General features: G+C 73.7%; 15 protein-coding genes and 1 pseudogene. 2 read left to right on the top strand and 14 right to left on the bottom strand.

Going from position 1 to position 17,860, the window contains the following annotated elements; translation table 11 throughout:
- Positions 1-23: 23 nt before the first annotated feature.
- The 13 genes and pseudogenes from ACRAKJ_RS09920 to ACRAKJ_RS09860 form a co-directional block, all read right to left on the bottom strand.
- Positions 24-1,145, bottom strand: coding sequence for a DUF6923 family protein (locus ACRAKJ_RS09920; protein WP_438925172.1), 1,122 nt, complete (start codon positions 1,143-1,145; stop codon positions 24-26).
- Positions 1,142-1,909, bottom strand: a complete 768-nt coding sequence (locus ACRAKJ_RS09915; protein ID WP_438925173.1) for a bestrophin-like domain — start codon at positions 1,907-1,909, stop codon at positions 1,142-1,144. Before ACRAKJ_RS09915 ends, ACRAKJ_RS09920 begins: the two co-directional genes overlap by 4 nt.
- 309 nt (positions 1,910-2,218) lie before the next feature.
- Complete coding sequence (locus ACRAKJ_RS09910) at positions 2,219-3,340, bottom strand: hypothetical protein (protein WP_438925174.1); 1,122 nt, start codon at positions 3,338-3,340, stop codon at positions 2,219-2,221.
- Entirely contained in the window at positions 3,337-3,681 is a 345-nt protein-coding gene (locus ACRAKJ_RS09905; RefSeq protein ID WP_438925175.1) for a hypothetical protein, read from the bottom strand. The genes ACRAKJ_RS09910 and ACRAKJ_RS09905 overlap by 4 nt, the downstream gene beginning before the upstream one ends.
- Complete coding sequence (locus tag ACRAKJ_RS09900) at positions 3,678-4,454, bottom strand: hypothetical protein (RefSeq protein ID WP_438925176.1); 777 nt, start codon at positions 4,452-4,454, stop codon at positions 3,678-3,680. Before ACRAKJ_RS09900 ends, ACRAKJ_RS09905 begins: the two co-directional genes overlap by 4 nt.
- Positions 4,451-5,488 (bottom strand): hypothetical protein, encoded by a 1,038-nt coding sequence (locus tag ACRAKJ_RS09895; RefSeq protein WP_438925177.1) that lies wholly within the window; start codon positions 5,486-5,488, stop codon positions 4,451-4,453. Before ACRAKJ_RS09895 ends, ACRAKJ_RS09900 begins: the two co-directional genes overlap by 4 nt.
- 77 nt (positions 5,489-5,565) lie before the next feature.
- Positions 5,566-6,207 carry a response regulator gene (locus tag ACRAKJ_RS09890; RefSeq protein WP_438925178.1) on the bottom strand — a complete coding sequence of 214 codons (642 nt, stop codon included), beginning with the start codon at positions 6,205-6,207 and terminating at the stop codon, positions 5,566-5,568.
- On the bottom strand, positions 6,195-7,730 hold the full coding sequence (locus ACRAKJ_RS09885; protein ID WP_438925179.1) for a histidine kinase: 1,536 nt from the start codon (positions 7,728-7,730) through the stop codon (positions 6,195-6,197). Before ACRAKJ_RS09885 ends, ACRAKJ_RS09890 begins: the two co-directional genes overlap by 13 nt.
- Positions 7,731-7,855: 125 nt before the next feature.
- On the bottom strand, positions 7,856-10,933 hold the full coding sequence (locus tag ACRAKJ_RS09880) for a fibronectin type III domain-containing protein (protein WP_438925180.1): 3,078 nt from the start codon (positions 10,931-10,933) through the stop codon (positions 7,856-7,858).
- Between the two features lie 320 nt (positions 10,934-11,253).
- A complete protein-coding gene (locus ACRAKJ_RS09875) occupies positions 11,254-12,354 on the bottom strand; it encodes a hypothetical protein (RefSeq protein ID WP_438925181.1) in 1,101 nt (366 codons plus the stop codon).
- Between the two features lie 152 nt (positions 12,355-12,506).
- Positions 12,507-12,734 carry a proprotein convertase P-domain-containing protein gene (locus ACRAKJ_RS09870; protein WP_438927033.1) on the bottom strand — a complete coding sequence of 76 codons (228 nt, stop codon included), beginning with the start codon at positions 12,732-12,734 and terminating at the stop codon, positions 12,507-12,509.
- Between the two features lie 141 nt (positions 12,735-12,875).
- A pseudogene (locus ACRAKJ_RS09865) lies at positions 12,876-13,676 on the bottom strand (S1 family peptidase); the annotation flags it as partial.
- Between the two features lie 269 nt (positions 13,677-13,945).
- Positions 13,946-15,127: a hypothetical protein gene (locus ACRAKJ_RS09860; protein WP_438927032.1), complete on the bottom strand. Its 1,182-nt coding sequence runs from the start codon at positions 15,125-15,127 to the stop codon at positions 13,946-13,948.
- Between the two features lie 185 nt (positions 15,128-15,312).
- On the opposite strand from ACRAKJ_RS09860, the gene ACRAKJ_RS09855 reads away from it, so the two are divergent.
- Positions 15,313-15,885 carry a TetR family transcriptional regulator gene (locus ACRAKJ_RS09855; protein ID WP_438927031.1) on the top strand — a complete coding sequence of 191 codons (573 nt, stop codon included), beginning with the start codon at positions 15,313-15,315 and terminating at the stop codon, positions 15,883-15,885.
- Positions 15,886-16,025: 140 nt separating this feature from the next.
- Here the strand turns inward: ACRAKJ_RS09855 and ACRAKJ_RS09850 are convergent, their stop codons facing one another.
- Entirely contained in the window at positions 16,026-16,838 is an 813-nt protein-coding gene (locus ACRAKJ_RS09850; protein ID WP_438922824.1) for a nitroreductase/quinone reductase family protein, read from the bottom strand.
- Positions 16,839-17,174: 336 nt separating this feature from the next.
- Between ACRAKJ_RS09850 and ACRAKJ_RS09845 the strand changes: the two genes are divergently transcribed.
- Positions 17,175-17,837 (top strand): DUF4232 domain-containing protein, encoded by a 663-nt coding sequence (locus tag ACRAKJ_RS09845; protein WP_438922823.1) that lies wholly within the window; start codon positions 17,175-17,177, stop codon positions 17,835-17,837.
- Positions 17,838-17,860 lie beyond the last annotated feature (23 nt).

Below are 17,860 nucleotides of genomic sequence, written 5' to 3'. Positions count from 1 at the left end.
CGGGCGGCGGCCGGCGCGGTCGGTCAGCGCGGGCGGCGGGCCGTGGCGCTCCCGGCGGCGGCGCCCATGCCCAGGATCAGCAGGAGCGCGACCAGCCCCCACCGGCGCTGGTCGCGCACCGTGTTGTCCTCCACGGCGACCGCGCCGCCGTGCCGCTCCGGCATCCGCACGGTGGTGGGCCGGGGTGGCGTGGGCGTGGGTCCGGCCGTCGTGGCGGGCGGGGGCGGGACGGGCGTGGTCGCGGGCGGCGGGGAACCCGGCCGCGGGGAACCGGGGGGCGGGGAACCGGGGGGCGGCGGCACGACGGGTTGCGGTCCCGGTGGCGGGACGGTGGTGGTCGGCGCGGGTCCGGGGATCGGCCCGGGACCGGGGGTCGGTCCCGGGGTCGGTTCCGGCGTGGGGTCGGGCGGGTCCACGGCGGGCGGCGGCACGAACAGGCAGCCGGACGAGTCGATGGTCCGCAGCGTCTGCCGCGACGAGATCTCGGTGACCACGCCCGAGCCGTCCAGCGCCACCCGGTAGAGGGTGCTGCGGCCGTCGTGCCGGTTGTTCGTGGCGTACAGGGAGCCGTCCGGGCTCAGCGTCACCGCGCCGTAGCCGTGGCCGCCGGGCAGGTGGCCGACGCCGGGGACCTTGCGCACCCGGCCGCTGTCCGGGTCGATCGTGACCACGACGCCGTGGCCGTACCAGTGGGTCGCCACCCCGTAGAGCAGGCCGTCCGCGGCGTTGAGGTCGAAGTCGTCGACCGTGACCGCGGCGGCGGGCCACATCACCGCCTCGTGCACGACCTTCCCGAACCGGGGGCCGGGCGTGATGCCCACCGAGAACAGCGCGTGCCCGACGCGCACCACGAGCCGCTCGCCGACCACGGCGCCCGCCTTCGCGTGCCGCAGCAGGGGCGAGGGGCGCGACGGCGTGCCGACGAGGCGGCCGGAGCGGTCGAGGGCGACCAGCCTGCCGTCGTCGTCCACGCCGTACACGAGGTTCTGCGCGTGGGAGTAGCCGATCGCGTTGAGCCGGCGGTCGAGCACGCCCAGGCCGGTCGTGGTGCCCTCGGGGAACGTCACCTGGAGCACCGAGGACGGGCCGTGGTTCGCCTCCACCTGGATGGTGGTGCAGGCGACCTGGGCGAGGAGCTCGATCATTCGAACCGCGCCACAGCGGCCTGGAACGCCTCCGGGGTCACGTCCGCGCCGCCGGCGAACGGGTTCTGGAGCTGGTAGGTGGCGTAGAGCAGCAGCGTGAGCGTGGCCGCCAGGGTGCAGGTGATGATGATGTGCGTGCGCATCTTCCGGCCGCTGCCGAACAGCAGGGGCAGGAACACGGCGAGGACCGTGCCGATGCCCAGCACGAACCACATGACCGCGCTGACCCCGCCGCTCGCCGCGTCCAGGCGCTCCTGCCGGGCCTGGTAGACCTCCCACAGCTGGTTGGCCGCCTCGGTCTTGCGGTCGGCGCGCCACGAGTCGTCCGCGGGGGCGTCGGCGACGACCTTGCGCAGCCGGTCGAGCTGGTCCCAGCCGGTGCTCGACGCCTCCTCGCCCTCGCGCATGGCGGGCCACTCGTCGTTGATCACCGTGATGGAGTAGGCGCGCGAGAGGGACCGGACCTCGTCGCCGATCTCGGGCGAGAGGGCCTCGCCCGCCCAGGTGGCGGCGACCAGGCCGTCCGCCTCGCGGTAGGAGGCCTCCTCGGCGTCCGCGACCGTGTCGAACAGGGCGATGAGGATGAACGCCACCAGCACCGCGTGCAGGCCGGCGACGATCGTGAAGACGTTGCCGGACGCCTCGTTGTTGGCGTCGCGGGCCTCGTCGTCGTCGACGCCGTACTTGCGGATCAGGAAGGCGAGCAGTGCCGTGACGACGACCGCGCCACCCACCCACAGCAGACCTGTGAGGTAGATGCTCATGTACGCCCTCTCGCATTCCGGAACGCTTTCCACAGGTGCGCCAATTCCACGCTACGAAACGTAGTGATCAGTTCACAGCGCGGACAAGGCCGTTCATCCTTGTGCTGCCCAACACCAGACGGTCAGGTGACGACGTCGGACTACGTCACCCGGACGGGTGTGATTGGTCCGCAGGAATGCGGACAGAAGCATCCGGTCGGACCACCGGGTTACATCGTTGGGGTCATCCTCGTCACCACTGAGGGTGCCCGGCGGACAAGCGAACAATGCTCGCGGAATCCGCGGGGCCTCCTCCCCCATCATGCGCGCTCACCCCGCGAACAACAGCGCGAGTCCCCCGGACGTGTACCCCACCATCAGCACGAGCAGCGGCACCTGGCCGGTGAGGTGCCGCTGCACCGGCAGCAGCCGCAGCGCCCGGTCGTGCGCGGACACCACGGCCAGCAGGTGCCCGGCCAGCACCGCGCCCACCTGCACCGACGCCACCACGACGGGCGCGGCGAGCGCGGTGGCCGGGGTGAAGCCCCCCGCGCCGACGAGCAGCGCGACCGCGCGCTGCCCCTCCACGACGAGCAGCGAGAAGTAGTGCGCCACCACGTAGCCGGCGACGATCGGCACGAGCGAGTGCGCCAGCTCCCCGCCGAACGCCCGGCAGGCCAGCAGGTAGCTGCCCGCGACCAGGCCGACCGCCGCCACCAGCCCGAGCGCGTCGGGCACGCCGAGCCGCTCCCACTCCGGGGCCGAGCCCAGGCCGTCGAACGCGGTCGAGCCCAGCAGCACCGCGACCACGGCCACCAGCCCGGGGCGCACGGGCGTGGCGGCGAGCGCGCGGAACGGGTTGCCGCGCAGCGGGGACAACCCGCCCAGCAGCGTGGAGAACACCTCGAACCCGTCGGCGCGCTCGAACCAGGCGCGGCCGAACGCGAAGCCGCCGGCCAGGTTCACCGCCGCGTGCGCGACGAGGAACCACGGCAGGGCGCGCGGTTCGACCAGCTCGACCCAGGTGAACACGAGCAGGCCGAGCGCGGCGGGCCAGTGCCCGAGCCGTTCGGGGTAGGGGCGGTCGCGGGTCACGAGCAGGACCAGGCGCAGCGGGTTGAGCACCCTCCACACCGGACCCACCAGCGCCGACAGCACCGGCACGCCGACCCACAGCAGCACGAACACCAGGTGCGGCCACGCCGCCGCGGGCACGAACAGCAGGCCGACCGCCACCAGCGCCCGCACCGGCCACCACGCGCGGCCCGGTCCCGGTTCGGCGGGCGCGGGTCCACCGGGCCCGGGTTCGGCGGGCGTGAACCTCGGCGACGTCCACAGCAGGCCGAGCGCGAGGAACGAGGCGAGCAGCGCGACCGCCGCGCCCTGGAGCACCAGGTCCAGGGGCAGCGGCAGGTCGTGCCGCGCGCCGACGCCGTGGGCGAGCGCGGTCACCGCACCACCAGCTGCACCAGCAGCGTGTCGGGGTGGGCCTCCACGTCGTACGTGCCGGGTTCGTCCACGGTGAACTCCAGCCGGGCGTCCTTCCCCTTCTCCGCCTTGGCGAGCACGTCGACGCCGTGCACGTGCACGTCCACCGGCTCGTCGCTGGTGACGGTCAGCTCCACGGCCTGCCCGCGCACCGCCTCCACCCGCCGCGGTGACGCCCGGTCGACGGACAGCTCCAGCACCAGCGGCGCGGACGGCGCGGCCGGCGCCGCCGGCTCGGGGGCGCACCCCGCGAGGACCGACAGGGACAGCGAGGACAACAGGGACAGCAGCAGGACGCGGGTCACCGGGCCGTCTCCCTTCTCATGTGGTCGAAACCGCCCGCCGCGAGCCCGAGGCCGCCGCCGAGCACCAGTGCCACCAGCAGCCGGTCCAGGTCGGCCGGACCCGCGAACGGCAGCTGGGAGAAGCGGAAGCTGTCGAGGTCGGGAAGGCCCGCCACCACGAGCATCGCGCCGACCACGGCGGCCACGAACGCGGTGGCGGGCCTGCGCCGCACCGCCGCCACGACGGCGAGCACCGCGAGCGGCCACGCCACCAGCCCGACGCCGCTCGCGCCGAGCAGCAGGGGCGCGAAGGACCCGCCGGTGACCGCGAGGGTCGAGCCGACGGCGTGCCACGCGTGCGCGCCGGTCACCACGACGACGCCCGCCGCGAGCAGGTGCCGCCGCCTGCCCAGCGCCCAGCCGCCGACCGCGAGCGCCAGGCAGGCGAGCAGCCACCACACCGGGTTCGGCCCGGGTTCGGTGTCGACCCGGCCGCGGATGGCGGACGCGCCGATCGGGACCTCCCAGGTCGGGGCGGTCGTGCGCTCGTCGCGGAACCGGTGCGTCTCCCCCGGCCGCACCACGTGCCCGGCGACCTCGACCGGCGCGCCGCCGCCGTTGTGGACCTCCAGCTGCGTGCCGTGGTTGACGGTGCGGGCGGTGACGCCGGGCAGCGGCGGGTCGATCGCGGTGACCCGGCTCAGGTGGTCCTGCGGGGTCAGGCCGCCCGCGTGGGCGTGCGCCGGGGTGGCGGTGGCGAGCAGCAGCGCGACGACGAGGAGGACGGGCCTCACCGCCGCGACGGGACCAGCACGACGGCCATCAGCAGGCCGTGCAGCGCGGCCACGATCGGCGCTCCGGTCCACATCTCGGTGATGGTCGGCACCGACCCGTGGGAGATCGCCGCGGCCGCGAAGTACAGCGCCCACGTGGTGAACGCGGCCAGCGCGGCGAAGAGGCGGTACTCGCGGAGCCGGTCCTCGGCGGGCCGCAGCCGGACCAGCAGCACGTCGACCACCAGGCCCGCGAGCACGAACCCGACTGCGGTGCTCAGGTTCTCGTAGTTCGCGACGGCCGTGCTGAGCGACATCACGACGACCGCCAGCAGCGTGGCCGTGCCGAACGGCAGCCGGAACCGGCGGGCCGCCAGCAGCAGCGGCAGCAGCAGGACCAGGTTGGTGACCAGGATCGAGGCGGCGAGCCGGTTCGCGGGGCCCGAGCCGCCGTCGGCCTTGTCGAACGAGAAGGCCTCGACGACCCGCTCGGCCGAGTAGACGGTGGCGTCGGCGTACTGGGCGAACAGCAGCACCAGCGACGCGGTGAACGCCAGCGCCAGCGCGGCGGGCAGGAAGCGGGTGAACGTCGGCGCGACCAGGTCCCGGTCGGCCCACGCGGTGCGCAGCGGCGTCGTCAGGATCATGATCATGGAGGAGATGAGGCCCAGGTGCGTCGGGCTGAACAGGATGTCGATGCCCTGCTCGATGCCGAGGAACGTGTGCCACAGGTAGTCGCCCGCGCCGCAGACCGCGAAGATCGGCAGCGCCACCACCGCCGGCCCGTACCCCACCGGGACCGCGGCGAGCCCTCGCGCCCCGGCCTGGTGGTTGCGCCACACCACCCAGCAGATCCACGCACCGGTCGCCGCGAACCCCGAGTAGAACACCGCGTGCCACGGCGTGAAGAAGGACTCCAGCTCGGGCACGTTCGAGTGCGCCCAGGCGTCGAGGAACAGGCCGGCCGAGAACCAGGTCCCCAGCAGCACCGTGATCAGGTCCGTGCGGTAGTCCGCGCGCGGACGCGCCCCCACCGGCGCTTCGACTGTCAGCATGGCCCCAGCCTCGCGCGCGCCGGCGGGTGCGCGGAATCGTGCCACCACCACCCCGTGGTGCGGTTTCCCGCACCACGTCACGCGTTCAGGTACCTCAGGACGGCCAGCACGCGCCGGTGGTCGTGCGGGCTCGCGGTCAGGTCCAGCTTGGTGAAGATGCTGGTGCAGTGCTTCTCCACGGTCCGCTCGGCGATGAACAGCCGCTGCGCGATGGCCTGGTTCGTGCGGCCCTCCGCCATGAGCGCCAGCACTGCGCGCTCGCGGTCGGTGAGCCGGCCCTCGCTGTCGTCGCGGCGGCGCACCAGCAGCCTGCCCACCACCGCCGGGTCGAACGCCGAGCCGCCCGCCCCGACGCGCCGGACCGCCGCGGTGAACTCGGCCAGGTCCGACACCCGGTCCTTGAGCAGGTAGCCGACGCCGTCCGCGCCCGCGTCCAGCAGTTCGGCGGCGTAGCTGACCCGGACGTACTGGGACAGCACCAGCACGCCGGTCGCCGGGTGCCGACGGCGCAGCGCCAGGGCGGCGCGCAACCCCTCGTCGGTGTGCGTCGGCGGCATCCTGATGTCCACCACGGCCACGTCCGGCCGGTGCCGGTCGACCTCGGCGAGCAGCGCGGGCGCGTCCTCGACGGCCGCCACGACCTCGAACCCCGCCTCGGCGAGCAGCCTCGTCAGGCCCTCGCGCAGCAGCGTCGAGTCCTCCGCGATCACGACCCGCACGGCAGCACCACCCGCACGCTCGTGCCGGCGTCGACCTCGCTGACCACCCTCATCGTCCCCCCGTTCGCCTCGACCCGGTCGCCCAGGCCGCGCAGCCCCGTGCCCCCGCCCGGGTCCGCCCCGCCGCGCCCGTCGTCGTCCACGCGCACCTCCAGCAGCCCGCCGGTCACGGTGATCGCCACCGTCGTGCGGGACGCCTCGGCGTGCTTGGCGACGTTCGCCAGCGCCTCGGCCACCACGTAGTAGGCCGTCGTCTCCACCTGCGGCGGCACGTCGTCCGGCAGGTCCAGCACCAGCTCCGGCCTGGGGTCGGCCCACGCGGTCAGCTCGCGCACCGCGCCGTGCAGGCCCCGTTCGGTCAGCACCGGCGGGTGGATGCCGTGGCACACCGCGCGCACGTCGTCGATCGTCGCGAGGACCGCCTGCTTCGCCTCGGCGGCCAGCTCCCGGCTCCGGTCCGGCGGCACGGTCTCCGCCAGGCCGAGCGTCATCGCCGCGCTGAGCAGCCGCTGCTGCACGCCGTCGTGCAGGTCGCGCTCCAGCCGCCGCCGCTCGTCCTCGCCCGCCATGACGAGCCGCGCGCGGGACTCGGCGAGCTGCCGCACCTTCGCGCGCAGCTCCGCGGTGAGCCGCTCGTTCTCCAGCGCCAGGCCGAGGGCGGCGCACGCGGCGTCCACCAGTTCCACGTCCAGCCCAGGGTCGTGCAGCACGACCGCGACCGGCGTGCCGCCCCGGTCGACCCTGGTGTGCGCGCCGTCCGGCGCGACCGGCCGCCCGCCGGCGTCGACGTACCGCTCCTGCCCGGCCACCCAGTAGGCGACCCGCAGGCCCGGGTCGGACAGGGCGGCGGCCAGCGCCTCCTGCACGTCGGCGTGCCTGCTGTCGCCGCTGAGCCGCACCACCAGGTCGGCCACGCCGCCGCGGTCCACGCGCCGCCGCAGCAGGCCCGCCAGGTAGGCGAGGGGGATGCCGCCGAGCGCGAGGATCAGCGCCACGACGGGCGGGTCCAGGCCGGCGCGCTCGACGGGTTCCCACATCGCGAACACGACGACGGCCACGACGCTCGCACCCAGCACGGCGGTGAGCGTGCGGCGCTGGGCCAGGCTGCTCACCGTCCAGCGGTGCACCTGGAGGGCCAGCATGCAGAAGCCGATGACGGCGGTCGCCTGCACCTCCCAGTCCAGCAGCGCCGCTCCCCACGGGAGGTCCGCGCAGTAGTGGAGGGCGACGGTGAGCGCGACCGCCTCGGCGTACCCGGCGGCGACCACGACCCGGCGGGGGACGGTGCGCAGCCGTCCGGTGGGGAACGCGACGACCGCGTGGCCCAGGACGGCGGGCCAGACCTTCGCCGCCAGCAGCACGGGCAGCGGGCCGGTGACGACCGTCGCGTAGTCCAGCGCCCAGCACACGCCGATGAGGACCAGGAGCACGCCGATCCGGTTGCGCGGCTGCACCCGGCGGCTGATGACACCGGCGACCACGTAGACCGCGCCCACCGCGATGATCGCGGACTGCAGCAGCATGGTGCCAACGTAGCGGCGGGCGGGGGTGGCGCGCCGCCGTTCGCCACCGCTCGCCGCCGTTCGCCATTCGCCACCGCTCGCCGCCGTTCGCCATTCGCCGCCGCTCGCGGCGGGTCGTCCGGGCGTCAGCGCGGGGCCAGTTCCACCTCGATGGTGTTGCCCGGCCCGGAGGTGAGGGCGCTGATCAGGGGGGTCAGCGGTCCGCAGCCCTTGAGCGGGGGCAGGGTGTAGGTGCCCGTCAGCGTGCCGCCCGCGAGCGGGTCGAAGCCGGGTCCCGACTCCAGCGGGATCGACGCCGGGGTCGTGGTCCCGCAGTTCCGGCCGGTGCTGACCGGGATGCCCAGCACCGAGACGTGCGGCAGTGTCACCGTCGCGGTGGAGGTGGACCTCAGCACGCCGCCGGTCAGGGTGCCGGTGGTCCTGGCCGCCTGCACGAACTCGATCTTCACCTTCACCGGTACGAACCGGAAGAGGGTGAACCTGCCGGTGGTCGGGTCGAGGCGCAGGTCGGCGTCGAACGCGCCGGTGGACAGGTCGAGCGCCGCGTCGATGCCGCCTTTCAGCGCGACGGAGCCGCCGGCCGCCTTGATCCCCGTGGTGCCGGAGAGCCCGTAGCCGTAGCGGACGACCGGCGGACCGGCGTCCGGCTTGGTGCGCACGACCACCGCCGCACTGGCACCGGACCGGTTCCCCGCCGCGTCCACCGCCACCACCGAGAACGAGTACCCGGTGTCGGCGGTCAGCCCTTCGATCGTCGCCGTCGTGCCTGGGACAGTCGCCATTAAGGTAGAATTGTTGAACAATTCATACGTTGACACGGCGACGTTGTCGGACGAGGCGTCCCAGGCCAGGTCGACGGTGGTCTGGGTCTGCGCGGTCGAGCGCAGGGCGCTCGGCGTGCTGGGCGCCTGGGTGTCGGGCGCGTCCGCGGTGCGGGCGGTGACCTCGGCGCCGGCCGCCGAACGGTTGCCGGCCGCGTCCTTCGCCACCACCGTGAAGGTGTACTCGGTGCCGGCGGCGAGGCCGTCGACCACCGCCGAGGTGCCCTCGACGCTCTTCGCGAACACGGTCCCGCGGTAGACGTCGTACCCGGTGACGCCGACGTCGTCGGTCGACGCGACCCAGGCGAGGGTCACGCTGGACTGGGTCGCGCCGGACGCGGTGAGACCGGTCGGCGTGGACGGACCCTCGGTGTCCGGCGCGGTCTCGGTGCGCGCGGTGACGGGCGCGCCGGCCGCCGAGCGGTTGCCCGCCGCGTCCAGCGCCACGACGGTGAACGTGTACTCGGCGTCCGGCGCCAGGCCCTCCGCCGTCGCCGCGGTGCTCGCGGTGGTCGTTATCAGTGTGGAATTGTTGAACAATTCGTATGTTGACACGCCGATGTTGTCGGACGAGGCATCCCACGCCAGGCCGATGCTCGACGCCGAGGCGCCGGTGGACCGGAGGTTGGCCGGGGTGCTCGGGCTTTCGGTGTCGGGTGCGGCGGGTGTACGCACCACCGCCGGCGCGCTCGCGGCGGACCGGTTGCCCGCCGCGTCGACCGCGACGACCGCGAAGGTGTACTCGGTGTCCGCGCTCAGGCCGGTGACGGTCGCGGTGGTGTCGGTGACGGTGGTGACCAATGTGGAATTGTTGAACAATTCATAGGCGGTCACGCCGGTGTTGTCGCTTGCCGCCGACCAGCTCAGGGTGGCGCCGGTCTGGGTGACGGCGGTCGCGGTGAGGTTCGCCGGCGTGGTGGGCGCTTGGGTGTCGGGCACGGCTTTGGTGCGGGCGGTGACCGGGGCGCTGGGTGTCGAGCGGTTGCCCGCCGCGTCCAGCGCGACCACGGTGAAGGTGTATTCGGTGTCCGCCGCCAGGCCGTCCACCGTGGTCGAGGTGCCGGTGACGGTGGTGACCAATGTGGAATTGTTGAACAATTCGTAGGCGGTGACGCCGATGTTGTCCGTGGCCGCGGTCCAGGACAGGGGCACGCTGGTCTGCGTGGTGTCCCCGGCGGTCAGGCCGGACGGCGCGGAGGGCACCTCGGTGTCGGCGGCGGGCGTGACGGTGAAGGTGTGCAGGACCGTGCGCTGGCCGGCGGTCGGCGTGCAGTCCGCGACGAACGTGCCGAGGCCCGTGGGCGTGCCGTCCGCCCTGAGCGGGGTCAGGGTGAGCACGAGGTCGTGCACCGAGACCGTCGCGGTGCCCGGCTGGTCGAACCGGAGCGCGGGCGCCGACCCGGCGGCGTCGACGATCAGGTCGCCGCTGAGCGGGATCGGCTGGTTCGGCACACCCGTCGCCACCGCCACGGCCAGGTGCCCCTGCGGCGCGTCGACGAGCGAGGCCGCCACCGCCGTGCCCTGGATGGTCTCCGCGCCCACCAGCCGCAACCCCTGCGTCGAGGTCGGCCCGGCGTTGGACACCGCGGTGATCCCGATCGGCGGCGTGAACGCGCCCACCGGGATCTCGGCCGGCAACGCGTCGGTGTCGATGTCGACGGTGACGGCCTGGTTCCCGATCAGCGGGAACGGGCAGGTGTAGGTCTGCCGCAGCGGCGGCGTGGAGCCGACCCCGGCGGGCGTCTCGGGCGCGACCGCCGCACCGGTGACCTCGTACGCCTGGAGCACGGTGTCCTGTCCCGCGGCCGGGGTGCAGTCGGCGACGAACGTGCCGAGCTCGGTCGGGGTGCCGTCGGCCCGCAGCGGGGTCATCTCCAGCACCAGGTCGGTCACCTCGACGGTGGCCGTGCCGGGCTCGTCGAACCGCAGGCCCGGCGCGCTGCCCACGGCGTCGAGCACGAGGTCGTTCCCGACCGCCGGGATGGGCTGCTCGGGCACGTCGGTGGTGACCCGCACGGCCTGCGTGCCCTGGCCGCCGGGCGAGGTGACCTCCGACGTGGCGCGGGCGAAGCCCCGGATGGTCTCCGCGCCCACCAGCCGCAGGGCCTGGGTGGAGGTCGCCCCGGCGTTGGACACCGCGGTGATGTCGAGGGCGGGCGTGAACGTCCCCGCGGCGATCGACGCGGGCTGGTTCGCGACCGCGATCTCGACGGTGACGTCCTGCGGGCCGATCAGGGGCAGCGGGCAGGCGTAGGTCTGGGTCAGCTCACCCGGCGCGGCGGAGCCGGTGCCCGTGCCGGTCACGAGGCCGGCGACGACCGCGGCGGCGGTGGCGACCGCGCCGAGCCCCGTCAGCCGGCGGGCTTGTCTTCTGCGTCTCACGGGAACGTCCTCCCTGACGCCGGGGGCACGTCAGAAAAATAGGGGGCAGGGCGAGAGCGGGTCGCGGAATTACCGCACAGGGGAAATTAACCACGTCGCAGCAGGCGCGCAAGGGTGCGGCATGAACGGTGTGGAACAACGGTCGAAATTGTCAATTATGGATAATCGCAACGTCCGCCACCTGCACCGATGAGACAGTCGAGGTCGATCGGAGCGGAGATGTACGCAATTGGTTGTTGTCAAAGGCAAGCGCTTTCCTGGACAACACTTCGTATGCGCCTGACAAAACCGGTCGGACGTCGCCGGTCGGACGTCGCCGGTCAGACGTCGATGACGCGCACGCTCACGGTGTAGCCGGTGTCCGCGCCCTCGACCTCGCGGTAGGAGACCTGCTTGAGCTGGTGCCCGTACCGGAACAGCCACACCGACGCGAGGTCGGCCAGGTGCGGCAGCCCGCCGCGGGACGCCTTGTCCTGGAGCACCGCGCCGACGCCGCCGAGCGCGGTGGGCGCGTCCGCGGGCCGCGTGCCGGGGCCGACCCGGACCTCCAGGTCGAGCGCGACGGCCTTGCCCGGCTCGGGCGTGAAGCCCTGCTTGGTGATCGCGCCGCGCGCGGCTTCCAGCAGCACGCGCACCCGGTCGACGTGGGGGTGGCCGGCACCGAGCAGGGACAGCGCCTCGCTGCGAGTGGGCGGCGGTCCGGCGACCGAGAACGACACCGCGCGCACCGGCTCGTCGGGCGGCACCGGGTTGCGGCCGTGCCGGCGGCAGAACGCGATCATCGCGTTGTCGAGGACCTTCGTGCGGCTGGTCCGCCAGCCGCGCCCGGTCACGTACTGCTGCGGGTTGGCCTGGCGGGCGAGCGCGGCGAACCGGTTGTGCACCCAGCGGTAGGTGCGCTGCTGGTTGTACTGCCAGTCCGGGGCGTGCAGCCGGAAGAACGAGCCGGTCCAGTCCCGGTCCAGCGGGACGACCAGGTCGGGCAGCACGTGGTGCAGCGTCTTGGTGCCCGCGACCAGCTTCGACTTGTTGACCACGACGCCGAGCCCCTCGACCACCCGCCAGACGCGGTCGGCGACGTCCTCGGGCGCGTCGCGGTCGTCGATCGCGTACCGCTCCAGCGCGAGGATGTCGGGCTTGGCGACCTGGAGGGCCTCGAAGAACTCCGACGGGGACACCAGCCGCGAGCCGCGCGTGCCGATCTTCCAGGCGACCAGGGTGCGGTGCAGGGAGGCGACGAACGCCAGGTCGTCGAGCGCGGCCTCGGCGCCGCCCGCCGCCCGGCGCAGCGCGATGGCGTCCCGGTGGGCCTTGGCCTGGGCGCTGGTGAACGGGGTCGCCGCGTCGTAGGCGTCCACGTACCCGGTGAACCCCGCGGCGAGCCGCCGCAGCCGGTCCTCGACCTCGGTCCTGCGCTCCATCGGCCCCACCCTTCGCCGTGCGATCGGTGGGTACATCGCAGCCGGACGGCCGACTGTTGCGCCGCCGGGCGCCGGCGGTTCGGATCGGCCACCGATCGGTCCGGTGGCGGGCGGCCCTCCCGCCCGCCACCGGACCGGTCAGCGCGGGTCGGTCAGAACGTCAGCTTCCACGAGTTGATGTAGCCCGTGTCGGCGTTGTAGACGTCCTGCACCTTGAGTCGCCACGTGCCGTTGGCGACCTCGGAGGAGGCGTTCACGGTGTAGGTGGTGTTGACGTTCGGCGTGCTCGAACCGCTGGAGTTCTTCAGCCGGTAGGTGGAGCCGTCCGGCGCGACCAGGTCGATCACCAGGTCGCCGCTGTAGCTGTGCACGATGTTCACGCCCACCGCGAGGGCGGACGGGGCGTTGCCCGTGACGCCGGTGACGGCGACGTTGCTGTAGACGGCCGCGCCGGCGTCCGGGATGTTCACGTCGGCGGTGTTCTCGAAGACCTTGCCGGTGGGCGGGTTGGTGCCGCCGCCGAGGTCGGCCTTGGCCTGGTTGATGGCCGCCGCGAACGTGCTGACCTCGGTGTAGACGCCGGGGTTGTCCGGTCGCGCGCACCCGTTGCCGTGGCTGACGATGCCGACCTGCACCCACGCGCCCGCGTTGTCGCGCCGGAACATGGGGCCGCCCGAGTCGCCCTGGCAGGTGTCGACGCCGCCCTGCGGGAAGCCTGCGCACAGCTCGGCCGCCGGGATCAGGTCGGAGTAGTACGGGTCGGAGTTCTTGCAGGTGGTGTCGTCGACGTAGTCGACGTCGGCCTTGAGCAGGTAGCGGGACTGGCCGCCGCCCTCGCTCGTCGCGCCCCAGCCGGCCACCGTGAACACGCCGGTGTTGTAGGCGTTGGTCGTGGCGATCGGCAGCAGCGCCGCGCCGGTGATGGGGCTGGCCAGCTTGATGATCGCCCAGTCGCCGCCGGTGGCGGTGCCGTAGGTGGGCGCGCGGTGCACGTAGGTGGACGTGCGGGTGACCCGGCTCGTGCTCTGGAGGTCGACCACGCCGTAGGTGGCGGTGATCGAGGTGTTGTTGCCGGTGCGGCTGACGCAGTGCGCGGCGGTGAGCACGAGCTGGTCGGTCAGCATCGAGCCGCCGCAGCCCATCGACAGGCGGACCATCCAGGGGAACTCGCCCTGGGCGGCCCGGGTGCCGCCCACGACCTGGGGCGTGACGCCGCCCCCGTCCGTCGACGGCGGTGCGGCGAGCGCCTGGCCCGCGGCTGCGGCCAGGGTTGCGGCGACGCCCACGACCAGGGCGAGCGCCTTTCTCGTACCAGTGCGCACGGTGTTCCTTCCCGCGCCCGGCCGGGGTCGAGCTCGCAGGGTGGCCGGACGTCGAGTTCGCAGGGACTTCCAGCCGGCCCCTCTGCCGACGCGCTCATCGTGAACGGCGAACGGGCTGCTCACAATCCGACGATCGACGGGAGTTCTTCCGGTTCGCCTTCGGATCGCCGCACACCCTTCCGCCGGTCACCGGCCCGGTGGCCGGCTGTTCGCCGGTCCGGTCGTCGGCCTGGTGGCCGGCCCGGTCGTCGGTCTGGTGGCCGGCCCGGTCACTGGATGGTCGAGCCGCTGACCGACGGCGTGGCCGCGCCGAGGAAGAAGATCCCCTTGTAGCCGGGGGTCTCGAACCCCGCGCTGGGGTTGCGGCGCAACCGCGAGCCCTCGATGAGCAGCCTGCCGGTGCGGTCGTTGCTGACGAAGAACACCGCGCCGCCGCCCTCGGTCGCCTCGTTGTCCTCCACGACGCTGCCCGCGATGCGCACGGTGAACCCGTTGCCGTCCGCGTAGACCGCGCCGCCGCTGCCTCCGCCCGGGGTGCCCGCGCGGGCCGGGTTCGCGCCTCGGCCGACGGCGGCGTTGCCGCGCAGGACGCTGTTCAGCACGACCCACGACACGCCGATGCCGCTCAGCGCGCCGCCGTTGGCGCACCGCCCGCCCTCGAACGTGCTGGACACGACGTACACCGGCGCGCCCCCGGACTGGCTGAGCACGCGCATCCCGGCGCCGCCGAGGTCGGGGCCCACCGGGTCGCAGCGGTTGCCGCGGAACGTCGTGTTGACGACCTTCACCCGGCCGCCGCGCACGAACACCGCGCCGCCACCGCCGCCCTCCGCGTCGTCACCGGTCGAGTCGCCGTCGGCGAGCGTGATGTCCTGGAGCACCAGGCGCGGGTGGTCCTGGTCCTGGCAGTGCGAGGTGGTGATGCCCTGGGCCGGGTCGCACGTGTTCTGGTAGACGACCCGCCGCTGCCCGCCGCCGCTGAGCGTGACCAGTCCCCCGCCGTCGAGGACGACCTGCGGGCCGGTGTCGTTGCGCACCTTCGCGGTCGCGGTCATGGCGATGGTGACGGGGGCGGGACCGCAGTCGAACGTGATCGTGCCGCCGGCCGCGACGGCCTGGACGACGGCGTCGGACGTGCAGCCGGCCGGCGTGCCGCTGCCGACCACGCGGGTGGGGGACGAGGTGTCGACGGCGGCGGCCTCGGGCGGCACGACCGCGTCACCGGCGGGGTTGCCCGCCTTGGGGGGCGGCGGCGCCGGTGCGGGCGTGGTGGTCGTGGTGGTGGCCGTCGCGGCGGTGGTCGTGGTCGCGGCGGTGGCGGGGGCGGGACTGGTGCCGGTCGTCGGGTCGGGCAACGACGCCAGGGTGGGCAGCGCCTCGCCGCCCACCGACGTGCCGCAACCGGCGAGCAGGAACACGAGGGCGACCACGGCCACAGCGCCACGCGACATGCGCGGACCCTAGACCCGGATGGGGCCCCGGCGGTCGCGAACGCAGGACACACCTGTCGCGAACGCAGGACACGCGGGTCGCGAGCGTTGGACTCGCGGGTCGTGAGCGCATGACTCGCGGGTCGTGAGCGTTGGACTCGCGGGTGGGATTTGACAGCGGGGGGTGTGAGCGGTTGATTACACCTATGGCTGGAGCGGGTGCGGGGCGCAGGTTGTCCACTGCCGAGGAGCGGCGCGAGACGGTGTTGCGCACCGCCCTCGGCGCGTTCGGCGCACGCGGCTACTGGGGCACCACGACCGGCGAGGTGGCGAAGTCGGCGGGCATCTCGCAGGCGTACGTGTACCGGCTGTTCCCGGACAAGGAGGCGCTGTTCCTGGCGGTGGTCGAGCACTGCTTCGCCCGCATCCGGGAGAGCCTCGCCGACGGGGTGGCCGCCGCGACCGGCAGTTCGCCCGAGGCCGTGCTGCACGCGATGGGCGACGCGTACGCCCGGCTCATCGCCGAGGAGAACACGCTGCTGCTGGTCCAGATGCACGCCCAGGCGGCGGCGGTGTCCGAACCGGCGGTGCGCGAAGTCGTGCAGCGCGGGTACGCCCGCGCGATCGAGTACGTGCGCGGGGTGTCCGGCGGCGACGAGGCCCAGGTACAGCGGTTCTTCGCCGTCGGAATGCTGTGCCACCTGGTGGTGGCGGTGGACGCGGACGCCGTGGACGCCCCGTGGGCGCGCACGCTGTCCGCCGGTATCCGCCACTACTGACCCGCACGCGGCGGTCGCGAGAGGACCGCGTGAGTAAAGTCGCCCGGTGAGTGATCGACCAGTCAGGCAACGCGAACGCCTACGGGTGACGGGGGTACCGCCGCCCCGCCCGGTCGACCGGGCGGGGCGGCGAGACGTGCTCAGGCGTCGAGGAACGGGATCAGCTGCTCCTCCTCGTAGTCGAGGTGCGCCTCCAGGTCGGCCACCAGCCGGTCGACGTCCTCGCGCAGGGTCGCCACGTCGCCGCGCTCCAGCGTCGCCTGCAACTCGGCCAGCAGCACCGCCAGGCGCTCGTGCTCCTCGCGCAGCCGGGCGAGGACGGGGTCCAGCTCCGGGAAGCGCTGCTCCAGCGACGGGAACACGCCCGTGTCCTCCGCGGTGTGGTGGAACTTCAGGCCCTGGCACGCGGTCAGGCAGTTGACCTTCAGCTGCGCGCCCAGCGTGCCGCCGCTCCCGGCCACCTCGCGGCGGATCGTGCGCAGCTCGCGCCGGAACGCGTCGTGCAGCAGCCGCAGGGCCTCCCCCATACTCGACGCGTTCGGCGGGCCGCCGGCCACCTGCTCCAGCGCCACGACCGGGATGACCCGGCTCGTCTGCTCCTGGTACCGCGCCCACCCCTCGTCCGCCTCGACCGCGCGGGCCCAGATCGCGTCGCGCTCCGCGCCCTCCAGGACGGTGGCCTTCGCGTCGTAGGTGAACACCCCGTCCTCCACCTGCACGACGGGGTTGGCGCGCAGGTTGTGGAACCAGTCGGGGTGGCGCGGCGACCCGCCCGCCGAGGCGATGACGAGGATGCGGTCGCCGTCGGGCAGGTAGCCCACGGGCGTCGTGCGGCGGGCACCGGTGCGCGCGCCCGTGGTGGTGAGCAGGACGAGCCTGCCGCCTTCGAAAGGCCCGCCCACGCGGCCCGCGTTCGCGCGGAACTCGTCGATCACCTGTTGGTTGAAATCCATTCGATCGCTCTCCTGAGGCGTTTTCCGGGCATGACGGCAGAACCGCGGGTGAATGTTCCCGCGATTTTCCGTGGAGGTCGTGTGAAGGTGCGCGGGCAGCACTGGGCCCGCGGTGGTGCGAGGAGGTGGAGCTGCGAAAAGCCGGGTACATCACGTTGACGTGCGACAACGTGGAAAACCCGGAGAAGGGGGGCGGGCCGCGGGCCCACCCGGCGCTCACTCGGCGGCCGGGTGACTCTCTCGCTGATGGCTCAAGGCCGACCCGGCAGTCACGGGAGAAGCCTATCCCGGAAATGCGCGGCGCGGCAACACCCATTGCTGTGCCACCATCGAACCGTGCCCCGCATCATTGTCGCCGCGCTGCTGCTGGTGTTGACCGCCTGCACCACGCCGCCGCCCGAGATCCCCGCTTCCGTGCCGCCCTCGACGCCGGCCCCGGGCACCACCCAGCCCACCACCACCCTGCCCGGCACTGCCCCGTCCGCCGACGCCCTGCCCGGCACCGCCCCCTCAGGGGCGGAGCGGGTCGACGCCGGGGCCGCGCCGTGCACCGGCGGCCTGCTGCGCTACTCGTTGGGGACGCAGGACGCCGCCATGGGCCTGCGCGTGCTCGGCATCCGGGCCACCAACTGCGGCACGCAACCGCTGACCCTGGACGGCTACCCGGTGATCGAGGTGCTCGACGAGGACCGCGCCGTGCTGCCGGTGGTGGTCGGCCGGGGCTCGTTCGGCATCTCCAGCGTCGAGTCCTTCGACCGCGCGCCCCAGCCGGTGACCATCCACCCGGGCGAGTACGCGACCACGAGCGTGCTGTGGCGCAACAAGTACGACGACCTCACCGCACCGCCCGCGGTCGGCACGCACCTGCGCATCGTCGCGGCCTCGGACATCGCCCCGGAGGTCTTCGCCCTCGTCGGCGAGGACGGGCCGACCACCATCGACCTCGGCAGCACGGGCCGGCTGGGCGTCGCGCCGTGGCAGGCCGTGACACCCGGCTGACCCCGGCCTGGCTGACCCCGGGC

Source organism: Saccharothrix sp. DSM 118769 (assembly GCF_052936295.1).
Note: the sequence above shows the minus strand (reverse complement) of the source record. Positions and strands in the feature narration are given on the sequence as shown.